We start from the raw sequence: 19,119 nt of genomic DNA, 5'->3' as shown, positions 1-19,119 counted from the left end.
GCAGGTCACTCCAGCACGGGCTTGCCGCGGGTGGATTTGATCTCTCCCTTGCGTTTCTTGGCATCGACCCGCTTGCGTTGGGAGCTGCGGGTCGGCTTGGTGGCGTGGCGGGCCTTGGGGCGCCAGGCGGCTTTTTTCAGCAGCTCGGTCAGGCGGCTCATGGCCTCCTTGCGATTCATGTCCTGGCTGCGATGGGTCTCGACCCTGATCTGGATGAAGCCGTCGTGAACCCGGCTGTCGCTGAGCCGCTCCAGTCCCTCCTTGTAGAGCGGCGGCAGGCTGGGGGAGTCGCGATAATCGAAGCGCAGCCAGACGGCGGAGTCGGTCTTGTTGACGTGCTGGCCGCCATTGCCCTGGGCCCGCATGGTCTGGAATTGCAGTTCATGCCAGGGGATGATCACGCTGTTGGAGATGACTAACATGGGGTGATGCTCTCATTTGGTGCATCAAGGGAGTCTGGTGCAGCTTGGTGCCTCATTATGGGGCGAGATGCGCTTCCTTGGTGATCCTGAGCCTTTCTGGCTCAGAGTGTCATATCTATCTATATGAAAATAAACGATAAAAATAATTGGCACAAGAATTGATGACCCATTCGTGACATACCATGGATTGGGAGCAACCAGATGAAGCTGATTACTGCGATTATCAAACCTTTCAAGTTGGACGACGTGCGCGAGGCCATCGCCAACCTGGGGGTGGAAGGCCTGACCGTCTCCGAAGTGAAGGGTTTTGGTCGCCAGAAGGGGCACACCGAATTATACCGGGGGGCCGAGTACCAGGTCGACTTTCTGCCGAAGGTGAAGCTGGAGATCGCCACCGCAGACGAGAACGTCGAAGGGGTGATCGAGGCCATCTGCAAGGCGGCCTATACCGGCAAGATCGGTGACGGCAAGATTTTCGTCTATGACCTGCTGCAAGCGGTGCGCATTCGTACTGGCGAGAGCGACGACGAGGCGCTCTGAGTACGCTCCTTTGCCCAGCCGGGTCGGGCAAAGGTCCGGGCAGGTTCTGCCGACAGTGTGAATGGGTGGTCGTCGAAAGACCGGATGGGATTCCATCCGGTCTTTTTGTTTGGCCGCTGATTAAATAGATCGTTCCAACCCAGCAAACCGCCTTGATCCTCTCCTCCCGATTCATGCAGAATGCAAACGAAAATGGTTATCACTCTTTACGCAGACAAGGAACGGATGATGAAAATGAAGATGTTGGCACTGGCTTTCTCCACGCTTGTCGCCCAGTCGGCGTTCGCCGCCCAGGAGGTAAACGTCTACTCGAACCGTCAGGATGAGCTGATCAAGCCCATCATCCAGCAGTTCGAGAAGGAGACCGGGATCAAGGTCAATGTGGTGTTTGCCAAAGAGGGGCTGAACGAGCGTCTGGAACGGGAAGGCAAGCTCTCTCCGGCCGATCTGATGCTGACCGTGGACATCAGCCGTCTGACCGAGCTGGTGGACAAGGACCTGGTGCAGCCGGTGGACAGCAAGACGCTGCAGGAGAACATCCCCTCCATCTATCGCGATCCGGACAACCGCTGGTTCGCCCTGACCACCCGGGTGCGTGCCATCTACTCCAGCAAGGAGCGTCTCGGCAAGCTCGACACCATCCGCTACGAAGATCTGGTCAAGCCTGAATTCAAAGGAAAAATTTGTACCCGTAGCGGCAAGCACGAGTACAATGTGGCGCTGGTTTCGTCCATGATTGCCCATCACGGCATGGCGGATACCAAGACCTGGCTGGAAGGGGTCAAGGCCAACCTGGCGCGCAAGCCCCAGGGCAACGACCGTGATCAGGTCAAGGCGATCAAGGACGGCATCTGTGATGTCTCCCTGGGCAACAGCTACTACCTGGGTGCCATGTTGAAGGATCCGGCGCAGAAGTCCTGGGCCGACGCGGTGGAAATCAACTTCCCGAACCAGGGTGATCGCGGTGCCCACGTCAACGTGAGCGGCGTGGCCATGACCAAGTATGCCAAGAACAAGGATGCAGCACAGAAGCTGATGGAGTTCCTCTCCGGGGATACCGCCCAGCACATGTATGCGGATGTGAATGCCGAGTACCCGGTCAAGGCGGGGGTCGAGCCTTCTGCCATGGTCAAGTCCTGGGGCACGTTCAAGTCTGACCCCATGCCGGTCAGCGATTATGCCAAGCACCGCAAGGACGCCTTGCAACTGCTGGATGAAGTGAAATTCGACTTGTAATCAGATGGGGCCAACGGCCCCATCAACTTCTGTGGACTCATGAAACATTTTGGATGGATTGCCGGCAGCTGGGCCACCGCCCTGCTGCTGGGTTTGCCGGTACTCGCCCTGGTCTTCTCCGCCTTCTCGGCTGATGGGGAACTGTTTGCCCACCTCGCCGATACCGTACTGCCCGACTATCTGCGAAACACGTCCGGTCTGGTGCTGGGGGTGGTCTGCCTCAGCCTGCTGTTCGGAGTGCCCACCGCCTGGCTGGTTGCCATGTGCGAGGTGCCGGGGCGCCGCGCCCTGCAATGGGCGCTGATGCTGCCCATGGCGATGCCCTCCTATATCGTTGCCTACGTCTATACCGACCTGCTCGACTACTCGGGCCCGCTGCAGGCGGGGCTGCGTGCCCTGTTTGGCTGGCAGGGACCGACCGACTACTGGTTCCCGGCCATTCGCTCCCTCGGGGGCGCCGCCTGGGTGCTGGCGCTGGTGCTCTTCCCCTATGTCTATCTGCTGGCACGGGCCTCCTTCCTGGAGCAGTCGGTCAGCCTCATTCACTCCAGCCGTCTGCTCGGCTGCACCCCCTGGCAGAGCTTTCGCCGCCTGAGCCTCCCCCTGGCCCGCCCGGCCATCATGGTGGGGGCATCTCTGGTCGCGATGGAAACTCTGGCGGACTTTGCCACCGTCCACTTCTTTGCCATCAATACCCTGACCACCGCCATCTACGACACCTGGCTAGGCTACGGCAGCCTGGCGACCGCCGCCAAGCTCTCCTGTCTGATGCTGCTGGCGGTGGTGCTGCTCATCGCGCTGGAGCGCCGCTCCCGCCAGCGCCAGCAGGTGTTCCAGAAGTCCATGGGCTTCGAGCAGCCCCTGCGTTACCCCCTCGGGGGCCTGAGGGGCGTGCTGGCCGGGCTCTGGTGCTGGGGCCTGGTGCTGGCGGGGTTCGCCCTGCCGTTCGTCATCCTGTTCGATTACGGGGTGCGTTACTTCGCGCTGTCGTGGACGCCCGAATTCGTGCGCTTTGCGGGCAACAGCCTTGCCATCTCGGCCCTGACCGCCCTGCTGGCCATGGCCATTGCCCTGCTGCTCGGCTTCTTCCGTCGCCTCGATGGGGGGACTCGCAGCCTGCTGCCCCTGCGCCTCGCCGCCATGGGCTATGCCATGCCGGGGACCGTGCTGGCCATCGGCGTGCTGGTGCCGCTCACGGCCCTTGATTTTGGCATCAACGATCTGGCCGAGTGGCTCGGGATGCCGGGCCCCGGTCTGCTCCTGACCGGCACCCTCACCGCCATCGTGTTCGGTTATCTGGTGCGCTTCGTGGCCATCGCCATCGGGTCGGTGGAGAGCAGCATGAGCAAGATCTCCCCCAGCCTCGACATGGCGGCCCGCTCTCTGGGGCAGGGGGCGGGCGGCATGCTGCGTCGCATTCACCTGCCGCTGGTACGGCGCGGCCTCTTTGCCGGCGCCATGCTGGTGTTCATCGAATCCATGAAGGAGCTGCCCGCCGCCCTGCTGCTGCGGCCGTTCAACTTCGAAACCCTGGCGACCCACGTCTATCAGTTCGTCTCGGACGAGATGCTGGAGCGGGGGGCGCTCGGTGCCATCGTCATCGTGCTGGTGGGGCTGATTCCCCTGCTGTGGATCAACCGTACCCTGGATGGTCCAGGCCATTGAGCGGCCCCGTCCGGCATCACTACGCGAGAGGAAAAGAACCTTGTCCTGCCTGAATATCGAGAAGGTCAGCTGTCACTACAATGGCCGCCCCGTGCTGGAGCAGCTCTCCCTGCAGGTGGCCGACAACGAGATCGTCTGTCTGCTGGGGGCCAGCGGCTGTGGCAAGACCACGCTGCTCAAGGCGGTGGCCGGTCTGCTGCCCCTGGCCCAGGGGGAGATCCGGCTGGGAGAGACCCTGCTCGATGCCCCCGGAGTGAGTGTGCCGCCGGAGGCCCGCCATATCGGCATGATCTTCCAGGATTACGCTCTCTTTCCTCACCTGACGGTGGCCGAGAACGTCGGCTTCGGCCTGACCGGGCAGGATCGCGGCAGCCGCCAGCAGCAGGTGGAAGAGGCGCTGGCGCTGGTCAACCTGCAGGGATTGGGGGAGCGCTATCCCCACCAGCTCTCCGGCGGCCAGCAGCAGCGGGTGGCCATCGCCCGCGCCCTGGTGTGCAAGCCGCGCCTGATGCTGCTGGACGAGCCCTTCTCCAACATCGACACCCAGGTGCGGATGAAACTGATCCTCGAGATCCGCGCCCTGCTCAAACAGCAAGGCATTGGTGCCATCTTCGTCAGCCACAGCAAGGAAGAGGCCTTCGCCTTCGCCGACCGGCTGGCTCTGTTTCGCGCCGGTCGCATCGAACAGGTGGGGGAGCCGGAGCAGCTCTATCGCCGCCCCGGGAACCGCTTCGTGGCGGAGTTTCTCGGCGGGGTCAACTATCTGGCGGCCGAGGTGGTGGACAGCCACTGCGTGCAGACCCTCCTTGGAACCATCTGCGGTCAGGAGCCCCATGGCCGCGCGGTGGGGGAGCGGTTGCAGCTCATGCTCAGACCCCAGCAGTTGGCGCTGACGGCGGCGGATGACGGTGAGATCCGGGTGCGTGAGCAACAGTTCCTGGGCCATCACTGTCGGGTACTGGTGGAGTGTGGCGGCCAGCAACTGGAAGCCAGCATCGGTGAGCCCCTGGAAGGGGAGCGCGCGCGGGTGACCGTGGCTCCTCATGCCCTGGTGTTGTTTGACCCCTTGCCATGAGTGCGTGGTATTGTCGTGAAATCAATGAACTGGAAGCGCGCTGGTTTATAATCGCGCCACGCCCATAGCCAACGCACTTGGAGAGAGACATGAAAGCCCAAGCCGGGATCTGCGCAGAGCCGAATCTGCACGCCCTCTATCTGATGTTCAATCGCACCGGTGACGCCGCTGCCCTGACCTCCCGCCTGGCCAGCCTGCCAGCACTCTGGGAGGCGGTGAGCGCCGACTTCCCCGATGCGGCCTTCAGCGGTCTGGTCGCCGTCGGGGCCGACGCCTGGGATGATCTCTATCCTGCCGCCCGGCCGCCCCAGTTCCGCGGTTTCATGGCGCAATCCGCCAACGGTCAGGAGGCCCCCAATACCCCGTTCGATCTGTTCGTGCAGTTGCGTGCTGATCGGGTGGACGTGCTGCATCATGCCGGTCATCGCGTCATGGCCCTGCTGGCCGGGCTTGTTGAATTGGCCGAGGAAGTCCGCGGTTTTCGCAACCAGGATTGCCGGGATCTGACCGGTTTCGTCGACGGCACCGAGAACCCGCAGGATGAGCACCGCGCCGTGGTGGCGTTGCTGGACGGCGGCGAGTTCGCCGGTGGCTCCTACATCCACGTGCAGCGCTGGGTCCACGCCATGAGCGACTGGGAGAAGCTGGCCCTGAAGGAGCAGGAAGACATCATAGGCCGCACCAAAGTCGACAACATCGAATACGAGTTCGCCGACAAGCCGCTCACTTCCCACATCAAGCGGGTCAACCTCAAGACCCCGAAGGGGGAGTCCATGGAGATCCTGCGCCAGAGCATGCCCTGGGGCACCATGAGCGAGCAGGGGCTCTACTTCATCTCCTGCTGCCGCACGCCGCTGCACTTCAACGCCATGCTGGCCAGCATGTACAAAGGGGAAGGCAGCCACTTCGACCACCTGCTGCGCTTCACCCGGGCGGTGACCGGCGCGGCCTTCTTCGCCCCTTCCGTCGATTTTCTGGTGGCCGAGGGCAAATAAGCCCGGCCTGCCGACCGCTCAAAACAAAAAATCCCGGCCAAGGCCGGGATTTTTGTGCGGATTGCCCAAGGCGACCGGATCAGGGCGTCTGCTCGAACAGCTCGAGGGCGGAGAGGTAGAGCTCCTCGATGTCGGTATCGCTGGTCGGGGTGATGAAGATGGTGTCATCACCGGCGATGGTGCCGAGGATCCCTTCGGCCTTGCCGAGGGAGTCAAGCAGGCGGGCGATCAGCTGGGCTGCGCCGGGGCTGGTGTGGATCACCACCAGAGCGCCGTTGTGGTCGACATCCAGCACCAGGTTCTTGAGGGGGCTGGAGGTGGTGGGCACGCCCAGCTCCACCGGCAGACAGTAGACCATCTCCATCTTGGCATTGCGGGTGCGAACGGCGCCGAAGCGGCTCAGCATGCGCGAGACCTTGGATTGGTTGATGTTCTCGAAGCCCATCTCTTGCAGGGCAGTCACTATCTCTGCCTGGGAGCCGAAACGCTCCTCTTTCAGCAAGGCTTTAAAGGCCTTGGCCAGTTTTTCTTGCTTGTCGTTATGTTTCATCTTGGACTCACGAATGAGGGGAGTGACCGCCTGTCACGCTCAGGCGGCAGATACGAACAGCGCTGCTATTTTGCATTCATATGCCTGTTTTGGCAAGGAAGCGGCGCTTGTTCTGCATATTGATTCAAATATAGCTTGCATCAACTTATGCTGGCGCTAGAATCAGGACGAAATTTTGAAAACTTATTCAATTGGGCTGTATGGGTATCGAATTAATCGGCATCGAAAAATCCTGGCACAAGGTGCCGGTACTGCAGCAGGTGAGCTTTCGGACTGCTCCCGGCGAGACCTTGGTATTGCTGGGCCCGAGCGGGGCAGGCAAGAGCTCTCTGCTGCGCATGATGAACTTGCTGGACACGCCGGATGCCGGTGTGTTGCGCATCGCAGACTGTGAATTTTCTTTCCCGTCCAGCCTCTCTACTGCCGAATTCAACCGTCAGGCACAGGCGCTGCGCCGCAAGGTGGGCATGGTGTTCCAGCAGTACAATCTGTGGCCGCACCTCACCGTGATGGAGAATCTGATTGAAGCGCCCGTCAAGGTGCTCGGCATGAGCCGCGACGCGGCCATCGAGAAAGGGGCCTATTTGCTGGCCCAGCTGCAACTGGCCGACAAACGGGACGCCTGGCCCGCACGGCTTTCCGGTGGCCAGCAGCAGCGGGTCGCCATTGCCCGGACCCTGATGATGGATCCCCAGGTGCTGCTGTTTGACGAACCGACGGCTGCCCTGGATCCCGAAATTACCAAAGAGGTGGCGGAGATCATCCGCACCCTGAGCCAGACCGGCATCACCCAGGTGGTGGTGACCCACGAGGTGGAGTTCGCCCGCAAGGTGGCCAGTCAGGTGATCTATCTGGAGAAGGGGCGGATCATCGAATCCGGCACCGCCGCCATCTTCCAGTCCCCGCAAACCAGCCGGTTTGCCGAATTCTTGATGCATTGATATTGAGTCGATAAGGAAGCTGTCATGAAAAAGAGTCTGTTGCTGATCGCCGCCATGGGTCTGCTGAGCACTTCTGTGCTGGCCAAAGAGATCAAGTTCGCCACCGAGGCAACCTATGCGCCGTTCGAATACCTGGATGACAAGAACGAGTTCCAGGGCTTTGACATCGATCTGGCCCGCGCTGTCTGCGAGCAGGCCAAGCTGGAGTGCAGCTTCCACAACCAGGCCTTCGACAGCCTGATCCCCAGCCTCAAGTTCCGTCGCTATGATGCCGTCATCGCCGCCATGGACGTGACGCCGGAGCGGGCCGCCCAGGTCGACTTCTCCGACATCTATTACGAGAACTCCGCGGTGTTCGTCGCCAAGAAAGAGACCTTCAAGGGGCCGGACGATCTGGTGGACAAGACAGTCGGCGTGCAGAACGGCACTTCTCACCAGTCCTATCTGGTGGACAACTGGGTGAGCAAGGGTCTGCTGACCGTGCCCTACGCCAGCTACCAGAGCGCCTTCCTGGACATGATGAATGGCCGTACTGACGGCGTGTTTGCCGATACGGCGGTGGCCGCCGACTGGCTCAAGCAGCACAAGGAATACGCCGTGGTCGGTACCCCGGTGACCGACGCCAAGTACTTCGGTACCGGTTTTGGCATCGCGGTGGCCAAGGGCAACCAGGAACTGCTGACCCAGCTGAACAAGGGGCTGGCCGAGATCAAGGCCAACGGCACCTATCAGAAGATCTATGACAAGTACTTCGCGCAGTAAGCCATGTTGAGCCTGTTGTTGGATGCAGCCTGGATGACCCTCGGGCTGGCCCTGGCATCCCTGGTCGGTGGCATGGTGCTGGCACTGGCATTCAGTGCGGCTGAGTTGAGCAAGCAGCGTTGGCTGGTGTGGCCCGTGGCCACCCTGACCACCTTGATCCGTGGTCTGCCCGAGTTGCTGGTGGTGCTCTTCATCTACTTCGGCTCGACCCAGGTGCTGTTCCTCATCACCGGGGAGTATGTGGAGTTCAGCCCGTTCGCCTGCGGTGTGCTGGCGCTCTCCCTGCTGTTTGCGAGCTACGCCACCCAGACCCTGCGTGCCGCCCTCAATGCGGTGCCCCCTGGGCAGCGGCTGGCGGCGCAGGCGCTCGGCCTGGGCAAGGGGCACACCTTCTTTCGCATCGTGCTGCCCCAGGCCTGGCGTCACGCCCTGCCCGGGCTCGGCAACCAGTGGCTGGTGCTACTGAAAGACACCGCTCTGGTCTCCCTCATCGGGGTGAACGAGATGATGCGTCAGGCACAGATGGCTTCGGCCAGCACCTATCAACCCTTCACCTGGTACGCCGCTGCCGCCCTCATCTATCTGGCTATTAGTCTGGTGAGTGAATTCGGTTTGAAGCAGGCGTCCCGCTATACCCGCCGTTACGGAGGCTGACCATGCAGGATTACCTGATGACCCTGCTGGGAGGGCTGGCGATCACCCTGCAGCTCACCGCGTTCAGCTTGTTGCTGGGCGTGCTGATGGCGGCCGGCATGACCTGGGTGCTGGAGCGTCGCATTCCGGTGGCGACCCAGCTGGTGCAGCTCTGGGTACTGGTCTTTACCGGTACGCCGCTGCTCATCCAGATCTTCCTCATCTACTACGGGCCTGGCCAGTTTGAATGGCTCAAGGCGGGGCCGCTCTGGCCGCTGCTCAAGCAACCCTGGTTCTGCGCCGTGCTGGCGCTCGGTTTCAATACCGCAGCCTACTCCACCCGGCTGTTCAAAGGGGCGCTCGACGCCATCCCCGCCGGTGAAGTGGAGGCCTGCCGTGCGCTCGGCTTCTCGGCCGGACAGACCCTGTGGATGAAGACCCGCCATGCCGCCCGTCGGCTGGTCCCCGCCTATTCCAACGAGGTGATCCTGGTGCTCAAGGGGAGTTCGCTCGCCAGTACCATCACCATCATGGACATCATGGGGCTGGCCCAGCGTCTCAATGCCCAGACCTATGACACCCTGGCGGTGTTCACCGTGGCCGGAGCGCTCTATCTGACCATGAATGGATTGTTAACAATTGGTTTCCGCTGGTGTGAGCGTCGGGCACTGGCTTTCCAGTCCTGAAGCAGTCACATTTACCTCTTAATGGTGAGGGGAGCACAGGAAATCTGTGTCTTTCCTCCCATTTATCGCATATTCCTCTCCGCTTTCATCGCCGCTTGTTCCCTGGCTCACAGAACCCGTGATTACAACTGTTATCAGATTGTTTTTTAGGAGGGGATCCTTTAAGGTGAGGCGCACAATAAGAATCAGCGTTAACCCAACTAGAAACAACCTTAAACCTACGCTTAGACATGGAGTTGATCATGAAAGTTGCCGTTCTGGGTGCCGCCGGTGGCATCGGCCAAGCCCTCGCTCTGCTGTTGAAAAACCGCCTGCCTGCCGGTTCCGAACTGAGCCTGTATGACATTGCCCCGGTCACTCCGGGCGTGGCGGCGGACCTGAGCCACATCCCGACTGACGTGAAAGTAAAAGGTTTCTGCGGTGAAGATCCGAGCCCGGCTCTGGTCGGCGCCGATGTCGTGCTGATCTCTGCCGGCGTAGCGCGCAAGCCCGGCATGGACCGTTCCGACCTGTTCAACATCAACGCCGGTATCGTCAAGAACCTGGTGGAAAAGTGTGCCGCTTCCTGCCCGAAAGCACTGTTCGGCATCATCACCAACCCGGTCAACACCACGGTCGCCATCGCCGCCGAAGTGCTGAAGAAAGCCGGTGTCTATGACAAGCGTCGCCTGTTCGGCGTGACCACCCTGGATGTGATCCGCGGCGAGACCTTCGTGGCCGAAGCCAAGGGCCTGAACGTTGACAAGGTACGTGTCAACGTGATCGGCGGTCACAGTGGCGTGACCATTCTGCCGCTGCTCTCCCAGGTTGAAGGCGCCAGCTTCACCGCTGAGGAAGTGGCTGCCATGACCAAGCGCATTCAGAATGCCGGTACCGAAGTGGTGGAAGCCAAGGCCGGTGGCGGTTCCGCCACTCTCTCCATGGGTCAGGCAGCCTGCCGTTTCGGTCTGTCGCTCATCAAGGGTCTGCAAGGGGAAGCCAACGTCATCGAGTGTGCCTATGTGGAAGGCAACGGAGAGCACGCCACCTTCTTCGCGCAGCCGGTGCTGCTCGGCAAGAACGGTGTCGAAACCGTGCTGGACTACGGCAAGCTGAGCGCCTTCGAGCAGGAAGCGATGGACAGCATGCTGGCCACCCTGAAGGCCGACATCCAGCTGGGCGTCGACTTCGTCAAGTAAGTTGCTACGTCGACCGCAAGGGGAGCCCAGGCTCCCCTTTGTTATTTTCGGTATTGGGTGTGGCGGCTAAGGAGATGGCCCTGGCTGCCGATAACAGAAGGCAGCAGGAGATCCCTATGATAAAACCAAGAACCCTCATCGCCATTATCGGTGTGTGCAGCTTCCCCTTGCAGGGGGCGGAGCCCACCTCGGCCGCCGCGCCCACCCAGGCGGTGGCGGTTGCTGCCGCGCCGCCATCCGCGGCGTTTGCACCCTTGTCACCGGCCTCGTCATCGGCCCAGCCAGCCCTGACGCCAGCCTCTTCTGTCGCCACGTCATCCCTCCCTGTGTCAGCTGCGCCAGCCCAGGCGCCATCCGCATCCGCACCTGTACCGTCCGCACCGGCAGCTGCGCCGCTGCCCAGGGCGACGACACAGGCATCCGCTGCTGCGGGAGAGTTGCAGGCCGTGCCGCTCTATCGCCAGGACGAACTGCTCAACTGGATAGAGCAGGGGCGCCATCTGGCCCGGGTGAAGCAGGACAGGTGCCAGCTCACCCAGGATATCGAGGCGCGGGCCTCGGTGATGAAGATCCCTGCCTATCAGTTCCTCTGGGGAGACATGCTGGCCTGGGGGGTTTGCACCAAGCCGGACGCCCAGATCGGAGTGCAGTACATGTGGGAGGCCGCCAACCAGGGGCTGGCGCCGGCGCTGGAACAGCTTGGCCGCTATTACTGGAAGGGGATCCTGGTTCAGAAGGATCTGGTGAGGGCCGAGACCCTGATGCGGGAAGCCGCGAGCCTGGGCTTCTTGCGGGCACAGATGGAGTGGGTGGAGATGTTGCTGCAGGGCATGGGGAGTCCCCTGGATTACGAGGAGGCGTATCACTGGCTGCACGGCGCCGTCATCGGCGACAAGGCCATGCACCAGAAGGCGGCGAGCCTGCTCAGCCGGCTCGGCAACCGGATGCCCGCCAATGCCATCGCCCGTGCCAAGGCGATGCACTGAGTTCTGGTAGCCCGCTTTGATATTACAAGGCCCACGAAGCTGTGCTTGTGGGCCTTGTGCATTTTCCCGGTCAGGGGAGGGATCAGAGGCCCTGATGGGGGCCGAAGACCTCGTAGTGCATCCGCTCGGCAGGCACGCCCACATTCTCCAGCTGAGCTTTGACTGCTTTCATGAACGGGACAGGGCCGCAGAAATAGTAGTGGGCGTTGGCCGGAATGAGGTCGGTGACCTGCTCCAGCGCCAGAGTGCCGCTGAAGTCGTAATCCTCTCCTTTGACATCCTGCTCCCTCGGCTCCCGATACCAGATCCGGCTCTCCAGTTTCCCGTGTTGCCTGCTCTTTGCCCGGATCTCGTCCCTGAACGCGTGGTGGGCGCCGTGTTCGCAGGCGTGAAGCCAGCGAATATCCATATCCGGGCCCTCGGCCAGCAAGTGGTTGAGCATGCTCAGCATGGGGGTGAGGCCGACCCCGGCGGAGATCAGCACCACGGGCGTGTCTGTCACCTCTTGCAGGAAGAAGTCGCCGGCCGGCGGCATGATGTCGACCGTGTCACCGATGTGAAGATGATCATGCAACAGGTTGGAGGCCTGACCCCTGGGTTCGCGCTTGACGCTGATGCGGTAGTCGCGGCCATTGGGGGCGTCCGAGAGGGAGTACTGGCGGATCTCCTGATGCTCGAGGGCGGGATGAACCAGCTTGATACTGAGATATTGCCCCGGTTTGAAACGCAACACGGGGTTGCCATCGAGGGGGGCCAGGACGAAAGAGGTGATGAGTTCACTCTCCTGACGCTTCTCCTTGATGATGAAAGGGCGGGTTCCCTGCCAACCACCGTCCTGGCTTGCCTTCTCCCGATAGAGCTCGCTCTCCCGGCCGATAAAGATGTCGGCCAGCACACCGTACGCCTTGCCCCAGGCGGTAAGTACCTCCTCCGTGACAGCGTTGCCACCCATTTCTTTGAGCGTGGCCAAGAGATGACTACCCACAATGTGATATTGTTCCGGCTGGATCAGGAAACCCGTGTGTTTGTGGGCGATGCGTTCAACGGCTCCGGCCAGGGCCCCCAGATTGTCAATGTTCCTGGCATAGGCCGCCACCGCACTGAACAGTGCCAAGGGCTGTCCCCCGCTACGCTGGTGAGCCAGGTTGAAGAGATCCTTCAACTCGGGATTGTGGCTGAACATGCGCTGATAAAAGTGCCGTGTGAGGTCAGGGCCCGCCGATTCGAGCAAAGGAATGGTGCTCTTGATGACGGCGATGGTGGCTTGGTCTAACATAGGAGGTCCTTTCTAATTGAACATCTGGAATGTCACTTATTAAGTTGCATCCTAAATGTTTAATTGATCTGGATCAATCATCAATTCTTCGCGCTAGGCGCTACAGGCACTATGAGACTAACGAGCTATACCGATTTTGGATTGAGAGCCTTGCTCTATCTGGCCACCCTGCCGGAGGGGGAACTGTCGAGCGTGGCCAAGGTATCCGCCTTGTACGACGTATCCCGCAACCACATGGTGAAGGTGGTGAACCAGTTGGTAAAACTGGGCTATCTGCAGTCACAACGCGGCAAGAATGGTGGCATCCGCATGGCGCGCTCCCCCGACGAGATCAATATCGGACAAGTGATCCGGGCGTTGGAAGGCAATCTGGACGGGATCGACTGCAGCTCCCCGGTCTGCCATATCGTCTCCGTCTGTCTGCTCAAGAGTGCCTTGAAGGAGGCGATGAACGCCTTCCTCGCGGTGATGGATGGTTATACGCTGCAGGATTTGCTGGCAAACCGTGACGAGTTGCAGCAGGTGTTCGGTGAGCTCATCCCCACTCTGGTGCTGGAGCCGGATGACGAGAGCGAGTGAAACAAAAAGGCTGCCATTGGCAGCCTTTTTTCAATCCTCGTACCCTGAATCGTCCCGGTACAGGTGCGGCATGATCCTCGCCATCTTCACCATGTTGTTCTCCACTTCGAGAATCTCGATAGGGTAGCCCGCCAGCCTGACACTGATGTTGGGTTGGGGGATCTCCTCAAGGTACTCCAGGATGGCGCCATTGAGGGTCCGTGGGCCGTCCATGGGCAGGTGCCAGTCCATCTCCTTGTTCAGCTCGCGGATGCTGGCGGAGCCTTCGACCAGGAAGGAGCCGTCCGGCTGGGGATGGATCTCGTCACTCGGGGTCGGTGTCATGGAGGTGGTGAAGTCACCGACAATCTCTTCCAGGATGTCGTCCAGGGTGATCAGCCCCTGAATATCGCCATATTCGTCGACGATAAGGCCAATTCGCTCCTTGTTGCGCTGGAACTTGGCCAACTGCACGTTGAGGGGGGTCCCCTGGGGGATGAAATAGATGGGGTCGACTTCCCGCAGCAGGCTGGACTTGCTGAACTGATCCCGGGCGACCAGTCTCAGGGCGTCCCGTGAGTGCAGGAAGCCGACGACGTCATCGATGTTGTCGCGATAGAGCAGGATCTTGGTGTGGGCGCAGTGGGCCAGCTGGCGCAGTATGATCTTCCAGTCGTCATTGATGTCGATGGCGGAGATCTCGCTGCGCGGGACCATGATGTTCTCCACCGTCATCTTGTCGAGATCCAGAATGCTTATCAGCATCTCCTGGTGGTGCTTGGGAATGAGATTGCCCGCCTCATTGACGATGGTGCGCAGCTCTTCGGAATTGAGGGAGTCATCCTTGTTGTGCTCGAGACGCAAGAGTTTCAGCAGCAGGTTCGTGATGCTGTTGATGAGCCAGACAAGGGGGGCGAACGGCACCATCAGCCCCTTGAGGATCCAGGAGGCAGGGTAGGCTATCCGCTCGGGGAACATGGCCGCCAGTGTCTTGGGGGTGACTTCCCCGAATACCAGTACCACCAGGGTCAGCCCGAAGGTGGCAATGGCGACGCCGAGATCCCCGAACAGCCGGATGCAGACGATGGTCGCGATGGCGGAGGCCAGGATGTTGACCAGATTGTTGCCGATGAGAATGAGGCCAAGCAGGCGGTCCGGCCTGGCCAGCAGCTTCTCGACCCGGCGGGCAGCCTTGTGTTTGGTCTGGGCCAGATGCCGCAGCTTGTAGCGGTTGAGCGACATCAAACCGGTTTCGGAACTGGAGAAGAAGGCTGACAAAAGGATCAAGATAACGAGAACAATCAGCAATGTACTCGTTGAGATACTGTCCAAGAAGGGCTCCTGTAAGGATGGTTGGGGAATGTTCGTGTGTCAGCTAAGCAGCACTTCCTTGACGAAACGGCTGCCAAAATAGGCCAGTGTCAGGATGAGGCTGCCGATGAGGCTCAGCATGATGACCTTGCGGCCGCGCCAGCCACGGGTATGGTGACCCCAGAGCAGCAGAGCGTAGACGCACCAGGCCAGGATAGAGAGGATGGCCTTGTGGGACTTGCCCTGGGCAAACATGTCTTCCAGGAAGAACAGGCCGGATGCGATGGAGAGGGTCAGCAGCAGCAGACCTGCGGAAATGAGCTGAAACAGGCGCTTCTCCACCGTCATCAGGGGTGGCATGGCTGGCAGGTGGCTGATCTTTCTGGATTTTAGTTGCCTGTCCAGGCAGGCAAGCTGGAGGGCAAACAAGCAGGCGATCATCAGTACCGAATAGGCCATCAGCGCGAGGCCTATGTGCAGCAGCAACTGGGGGTGCGCTTCCAGATGGGTGATGTAGCGCCCGGGAATGAGCGCGCTGGCTGCCAGCAGCAGGGCTGAAAAACTGTAGACGACGGGCAGCAGGATCCAGCCGTTGAAGCGTCGGGTGACGCAGGTCATAAAGCAACTGATGATAAGGCTGACCAGGGACGCCACGTTCAACATGCTGAGATTCTGGCCGGAATGGGTGGCCAGCACTTCGCTGCCCACCGCCATGCCATGGGCGGTCAGGGCCAGGCCGACACAGGCGAACAGCGATACTTGCCCGACGGGCTTGGCGCTGAGCAGCAGGTGCAGCGAGGCGATGATGGCCAGCAGGTAAAACGCCAGGGCCAGAACAGAGATCACGATCATAACCAGGTCGTTGTCAAACAAGCTTTATGGATAAGAGGGGCAGTATACCTTGCACAAGATATGCTCGCCAGTTGTGCCAGAGGCTAACTGCCCACATATAAGTAGGCGTTGATGGTCACCCTGCGGCGAATAATCGTCCTCCGGCGTTGACTGGGGTATACTGCCCTCCATTTGTTGACCTGCCCGTTCGATGGCAGGCCGCCGCGGCAAGCGGCGAGTAATCGTCCCTAGAGTGCTGACCGGGGTATAATGCCCCCAGTGTCACGCCAAGAACCGGAAAGCGTCATGTTTGAGAATTTGACTGAACGACTCTCGCGCACCCTGCGCAATGTCAGCGGCCGCGGCCGCCTGACCGAAGAGAACATCAAGGATACCCTGCGCGAAGTCCGCATGGCGTTGCTCGAGGCGGACGTCGCCCTGCCGGTGGTGCGCGATTTCGTGGCGCGCGTCAAGGAACGAGCCGTGGGCCAGGAAGTGGCCAAATCCCTGAGCCCGGGCCAGGCCTTCATCAAGATAGTCCATGGCGAACTGGTCACCGTAATGGGGGAGGCCAACGAACAGCTCAACCTGGCTGCCCAGCCGCCGGCCATCATCCTGATGGCAGGTCTTCAGGGGGCCGGTAAGACCACTACGGTCGGCAAACTGGCCAAACTGCTCAAGGAGCGCAGCAAGAAAAAGGTGCTGGTGGTCAGTGCGGACGTCTACCGTCCGGCGGCGATCAAGCAGCTTGAGACCCTTGCGGGCGACATCGGTGTCGACTTCTTCCCGAGTGATGCCAGCCAGAAACCGATCGCCATTGCCACTGCCGCCATCGATCAGGCGCGCAAGAAGTTCTATGACGTGGTGATCGTCGATACTGCCGGTCGTCTGCACGTCGATGGCGAAATGATGGCGGAGATCCAGGATCTGCACGCCACCATCAAGCCGGTCGAAACCCTGTTCGTGGTGGATGCCATGACAGGCCAGGATGCTGCCAATACCGCCAAGGCCTTCAACGAAGCGCTGCCGCTCACCGGTGTGATCCTTACCAAGGCAGACGGTGATGCCCGCGGTGGTGCCGCACTGTCGGTTCGCCATATCACCGGCAAGCCGGTCAAGTTCATCGGTATGGGTGAGAAGACCGACGCGCTGGAGCCGTTCCATCCGGATCGTCTCGCCTCCCGCATCCTCGGCATGGGGGATGTGCTCTCTCTCATCGAAGAGGTGGAGCGCAACGTCGATAAAGAGAAGGCGGCCAAGCTGGCCAGCAAGGTCAAGAGCGGCAAGGGCTTCGACCTGGAAGACTTCCGTGAGCAGCTGGCCCAGATGCGCAACATGGGTGGCATGATGGGGATGCTCGACAAGCTGCCCGGCATGTCCGGCCTGCCGGACAACATCAAGGATCAGATGGATGACAAGCTCACCGTGCGGATGGAGGCCATCATCAGCTCCATGACGCCGAAAGAGCGTGCCCATCCCGATCTCATCAAGGGCTCCCGCAAGCGCCGCATCGCTGCGGGCTCCGGCATGCAGGTCCAGGATGTGAACAAGCTGCTCAAGCAGTTCACCGAGATGCAGCGCATGATGAAGAAGATGTCCGGCAAGGGCGGCATGCGCAAGATGATGGGCCAGATGAAGAACATGCTGCCCCCCGGATTCGGTGGTGGCGGTCGCGGTCCGTTCTGATTTTCCTGCTGGTCAGGCAGAAAGGCTCACCCTTGTGAGCCTTTTTCATGCCAATCCCTGCGCAAAAAATAGCTGGCTTGGTTGCAATTATTACGAATCCAAGTAGAATTACGCGGCTTATTTTAAGCTAGGGTCTGCGTATTTGCAGGCCTTGTTCATTAGATGTTTATGAGGACGATATGGTAACCATTCGTTTACAACGTGGTGGCGCGAAAAAGCGTCCGTTCTACCAGGTAGTAGTTGCTGACAGCCGTAACGCCCGTGACGGTCGTTTCATCGAGCGCGTCGGTTTCTTCAACCCGGTTGCTGCTGGTAACGCTGAAAAGCTGAACCTGGACCTGGCTCGTATCGAGCATTGGGTTGCTACTGGTGCCGCTGTTTCTGACCGCGTTGCCAAGCTGATCAAAGACGCTGCCAAAGCTGCTTAATCAGCCAAACGGTAGGGAGTTAAGGTGGAAAAACCTGTAGTTCTGGGCACCCTGGGGACCGTTTACGGGATCAAGGGCTGGCTTAAAGTGAACTCCTTCACCGATGTTGCCGAAGCGATTTTCGATTACAACCCCTGGCTGATCAATCAGAACGGGGCGTGGCGTGAAATCCGGGTGTCATCCTGGAAGCGTCACAACAAGGGTCTGATCTGCAAACTCGATGGTATCGATGTGCGTGAGGATGCCCTGGCATTGACCAACGTCGAGATTGGCGTCCCCGCCGATCTGTTGCCTGCGTTGCCCGAAGGGGAGTTCTACTGGCGTGACCTCATTGGTTGCTCCGTGGTAACCACCAAGGGATACGACCTGGGCAAGGTGACCGAATTGATGGAAACCGGCTCCAACGATGTGTTGGTGGTTGAGGCCAATGTAAAAGATGCCTTTGGTGCAAAGGAGCGGTTGATACCGTTCCTGGAAGAGCAGGTGATCAAGAATATTGATCTGACTGCTCGAACAATCGAAGTTGATTGGGATCCTGGTTTCTAGTTTCCCGCGCTAACACGGGTGCCGGAGGTTTCTTATGTGGATTGGGGTCATTAGCCTCTTCCCGGAAATGTTCCGAGCCATTACCGAGCACGGGGTAACGGGTCGGGCCGTCAAGAGTGGCCTGCTGCAGATTGAGTGCTGGAACCCTCGGGACTTCACCCACGACAAACACCGTACGGTCGATGATCGTCCTTATGGTGGTGGGCCCGGCATGTTGATGATGGTTCAGCCGCTGCGTGATGCCATTCATGCAGCCAAGCAAGCGGCGGGAGACGGGGCGAAAGTCATCTATCTCTCTCCTCAGGGACGCAAGCTGACTCAAGCGGGCGTGACCGAGTTGGCGACGAATCAGAAACTGATTCTGGTCGCCGGTCGATACGAAGGTATCGATGAGCGCGTGATACAAACCGAAGTCGACGAAGAGTGGTCTATCGGAGATTACGTGTTAAGTGGCGGCGAGTTGCCTGCCATGACCCTGATCGATGCGGTTTCGCGTCTGGTCCCGGGGGTCTTGGGTGATCAGGCCAGTGCCGAGCAGGACTCCTTCACGGATGGGCTGCTGGATCATCCCCACTATACTCGGCCGGAGGTGTTGGATGGGCTGACGGTGCCCGAGGCGCTGACAAGCGGCAATCACGAAGTGATTCGGCGCTGGCGACTCAAGCAATCGCTCGGACGAACCTGGCAGAGAAGGCCGGAACTTATTAACAACCTAGCTCTGACTGACGAGCAAGAATCACTTCTTGCCGAGTATGTCCGCGAAGTGCGTGACAGCGTTAAGTAGAGTTTTCAGTTTATCCTAGGTAAGGAAAGA

General features: G+C 60.2%; 21 protein-coding genes. 16 read left to right on the top strand and 5 right to left on the bottom strand.

Features of this window, described 5'->3' with window-relative positions; all coding sequences use genetic code 11:
• Window positions 1-5 precede the first annotated feature (5 nt).
• A complete protein-coding gene (gene arfB, locus C2U37_RS04430; RefSeq protein ID WP_010673067.1) occupies window positions 6-422 on the bottom strand; it encodes an alternative ribosome rescue aminoacyl-tRNA hydrolase ArfB in 417 nt (138 codons plus the stop codon).
• A 201-nt stretch (window positions 423-623) separates the two neighbouring features.
• Between arfB and glnK the strand changes: the two genes are divergently transcribed.
• The 5 genes from glnK (at window position 624) to C2U37_RS04405 (ending at window position 5,933) form a co-directional block, all read left to right on the top strand.
• Window positions 624-962 (top strand): P-II family nitrogen regulator, encoded by a 339-nt coding sequence (gene glnK, locus C2U37_RS04425; protein WP_005332325.1) that lies wholly within the window; start codon window positions 624-626, stop codon window positions 960-962.
• A gap of 228 nt (window positions 963-1,190) precedes the next feature.
• Window positions 1,191-2,198, top strand: a complete 1,008-nt coding sequence (locus C2U37_RS04420) for a Fe(3+) ABC transporter substrate-binding protein (RefSeq protein ID WP_039039971.1) — start codon at window positions 1,191-1,193, stop codon at window positions 2,196-2,198.
• A gap of 39 nt (window positions 2,199-2,237) precedes the next feature.
• On the top strand, window positions 2,238-3,863 hold the full coding sequence (locus C2U37_RS04415; protein WP_104451895.1) for an ABC transporter permease: 1,626 nt from the start codon (window positions 2,238-2,240) through the stop codon (window positions 3,861-3,863).
• A 40-nt stretch (window positions 3,864-3,903) separates the two neighbouring features.
• Window positions 3,904-4,938 (top strand): ABC transporter ATP-binding protein, encoded by a 1,035-nt coding sequence (locus tag C2U37_RS04410; protein WP_104451894.1) that lies wholly within the window; start codon window positions 3,904-3,906, stop codon window positions 4,936-4,938.
• 89 nt (window positions 4,939-5,027) lie between these two features.
• Window positions 5,028-5,933 carry a Dyp-type peroxidase gene (locus C2U37_RS04405; protein WP_104451893.1) on the top strand — a complete coding sequence of 302 codons (906 nt, stop codon included), beginning with the start codon at window positions 5,028-5,030 and terminating at the stop codon, window positions 5,931-5,933.
• Window positions 5,934-6,012: 79 nt separating this feature from the next.
• On the opposite strand, the gene argR is transcribed toward C2U37_RS04405, so the two are convergent.
• The gene (gene argR, locus C2U37_RS04400; RefSeq protein WP_005308670.1) at window positions 6,013-6,483 is read right to left on the bottom strand and encodes a transcriptional regulator ArgR; all 471 of its coding nucleotides are present in this window, start codon (window positions 6,481-6,483) and stop codon (window positions 6,013-6,015) included.
• A gap of 200 nt (window positions 6,484-6,683) precedes the next feature.
• Between argR and C2U37_RS04395 the strand changes: the two genes are divergently transcribed.
• The 6 genes from C2U37_RS04395 to C2U37_RS04365 all read left to right on the top strand — a co-directional run bounded on the left by C2U37_RS04395 (window position 6,684) and on the right by C2U37_RS04365 (window position 11,669).
• Window positions 6,684-7,424 carry an ATP-binding cassette domain-containing protein gene (locus tag C2U37_RS04395; RefSeq protein WP_041210949.1) on the top strand — a complete coding sequence of 247 codons (741 nt, stop codon included), beginning with the start codon at window positions 6,684-6,686 and terminating at the stop codon, window positions 7,422-7,424.
• Window positions 7,425-7,448: 24 nt separating this feature from the next.
• Entirely contained in the window at window positions 7,449-8,186 is a 738-nt protein-coding gene (locus C2U37_RS04390) for an arginine ABC transporter substrate-binding protein (protein WP_010673073.1), read from the top strand.
• Between the two features lie 3 nt (window positions 8,187-8,189).
• A complete protein-coding gene (gene artQ, locus C2U37_RS04385) occupies window positions 8,190-8,840 on the top strand; it encodes an arginine ABC transporter permease ArtQ (RefSeq protein ID WP_010673074.1) in 651 nt (216 codons plus the stop codon).
• 2 nt (window positions 8,841-8,842) lie between these two features.
• Entirely contained in the window at window positions 8,843-9,505 is a 663-nt protein-coding gene (gene artM, locus C2U37_RS04380; protein WP_010673075.1) for an arginine ABC transporter permease ArtM, read from the top strand.
• A 242-nt stretch (window positions 9,506-9,747) separates the two neighbouring features.
• Window positions 9,748-10,683, top strand: a complete 936-nt coding sequence (gene mdh, locus C2U37_RS04375; protein WP_104451892.1) for a malate dehydrogenase — start codon at window positions 9,748-9,750, stop codon at window positions 10,681-10,683.
• A gap of 395 nt (window positions 10,684-11,078) precedes the next feature.
• Window positions 11,079-11,669: a tetratricopeptide repeat protein gene (locus tag C2U37_RS04365; RefSeq protein WP_029313773.1), complete on the top strand. Its 591-nt coding sequence runs from the start codon at window positions 11,079-11,081 to the stop codon at window positions 11,667-11,669.
• 82 nt (window positions 11,670-11,751) lie between these two features.
• Here the strand turns inward: C2U37_RS04365 and hmpA are convergent, their stop codons facing one another.
• Window positions 11,752-12,945, bottom strand: coding sequence for an NO-inducible flavohemoprotein (gene hmpA, locus C2U37_RS04360; RefSeq protein ID WP_104451890.1), 1,194 nt, complete (start codon window positions 12,943-12,945; stop codon window positions 11,752-11,754).
• A 111-nt stretch (window positions 12,946-13,056) separates the two neighbouring features.
• Between hmpA and C2U37_RS04355 the strand changes: the two genes are divergently transcribed.
• Window positions 13,057-13,524 carry an Rrf2 family transcriptional regulator gene (locus C2U37_RS04355; RefSeq protein ID WP_039039978.1) on the top strand — a complete coding sequence of 156 codons (468 nt, stop codon included), beginning with the start codon at window positions 13,057-13,059 and terminating at the stop codon, window positions 13,522-13,524.
• Between the two features lie 30 nt (window positions 13,525-13,554).
• On the opposite strand, the gene C2U37_RS04350 is transcribed toward C2U37_RS04355, so the two are convergent.
• Window positions 13,555-14,835: an HlyC/CorC family transporter gene (locus C2U37_RS04350; protein ID WP_010673081.1), complete on the bottom strand. Its 1,281-nt coding sequence runs from the start codon at window positions 14,833-14,835 to the stop codon at window positions 13,555-13,557.
• A gap of 39 nt (window positions 14,836-14,874) precedes the next feature.
• Window positions 14,875-15,666: a cytochrome C assembly family protein gene (locus C2U37_RS04345; RefSeq protein ID WP_104453184.1), complete on the bottom strand. Its 792-nt coding sequence runs from the start codon at window positions 15,664-15,666 to the stop codon at window positions 14,875-14,877.
• Between the two features lie 285 nt (window positions 15,667-15,951).
• Here C2U37_RS04345 and ffh point away from each other — a divergent pair, with 285 nt between their 5' ends.
• The 4 genes from ffh (at window position 15,952) to trmD (ending at window position 19,089) form a co-directional block, all read left to right on the top strand.
• Window positions 15,952-17,331 (top strand): signal recognition particle protein, encoded by a 1,380-nt coding sequence (ffh, locus tag C2U37_RS04340; RefSeq protein ID WP_010673083.1) that lies wholly within the window; start codon window positions 15,952-15,954, stop codon window positions 17,329-17,331.
• A 179-nt stretch (window positions 17,332-17,510) separates the two neighbouring features.
• Entirely contained in the window at window positions 17,511-17,759 is a 249-nt protein-coding gene (gene rpsP / locus C2U37_RS04335) for a 30S ribosomal protein S16 (RefSeq protein WP_010673084.1), read from the top strand.
• Between the two features lie 24 nt (window positions 17,760-17,783).
• Window positions 17,784-18,305: a ribosome maturation factor RimM gene (gene rimM / locus C2U37_RS04330; RefSeq protein ID WP_005340394.1), complete on the top strand. Its 522-nt coding sequence runs from the start codon at window positions 17,784-17,786 to the stop codon at window positions 18,303-18,305.
• Between the two features lie 34 nt (window positions 18,306-18,339).
• Window positions 18,340-19,089: a tRNA (guanosine(37)-N1)-methyltransferase TrmD gene (gene trmD, locus C2U37_RS04325; RefSeq protein ID WP_010673086.1), complete on the top strand. Its 750-nt coding sequence runs from the start codon at window positions 18,340-18,342 to the stop codon at window positions 19,087-19,089.
• The last annotated feature ends 30 nt before the right edge of the window (window positions 19,090-19,119 follow it).

Source organism: Aeromonas sp. ASNIH1, from assembly GCF_002934285.1.
GTDB lineage: Bacteria > Pseudomonadota > Gammaproteobacteria > Enterobacterales > Aeromonadaceae > Aeromonas > Aeromonas caviae.
Note: the sequence above shows the minus strand (reverse complement) of the source record. Positions and strands in the feature narration are given on the sequence as shown.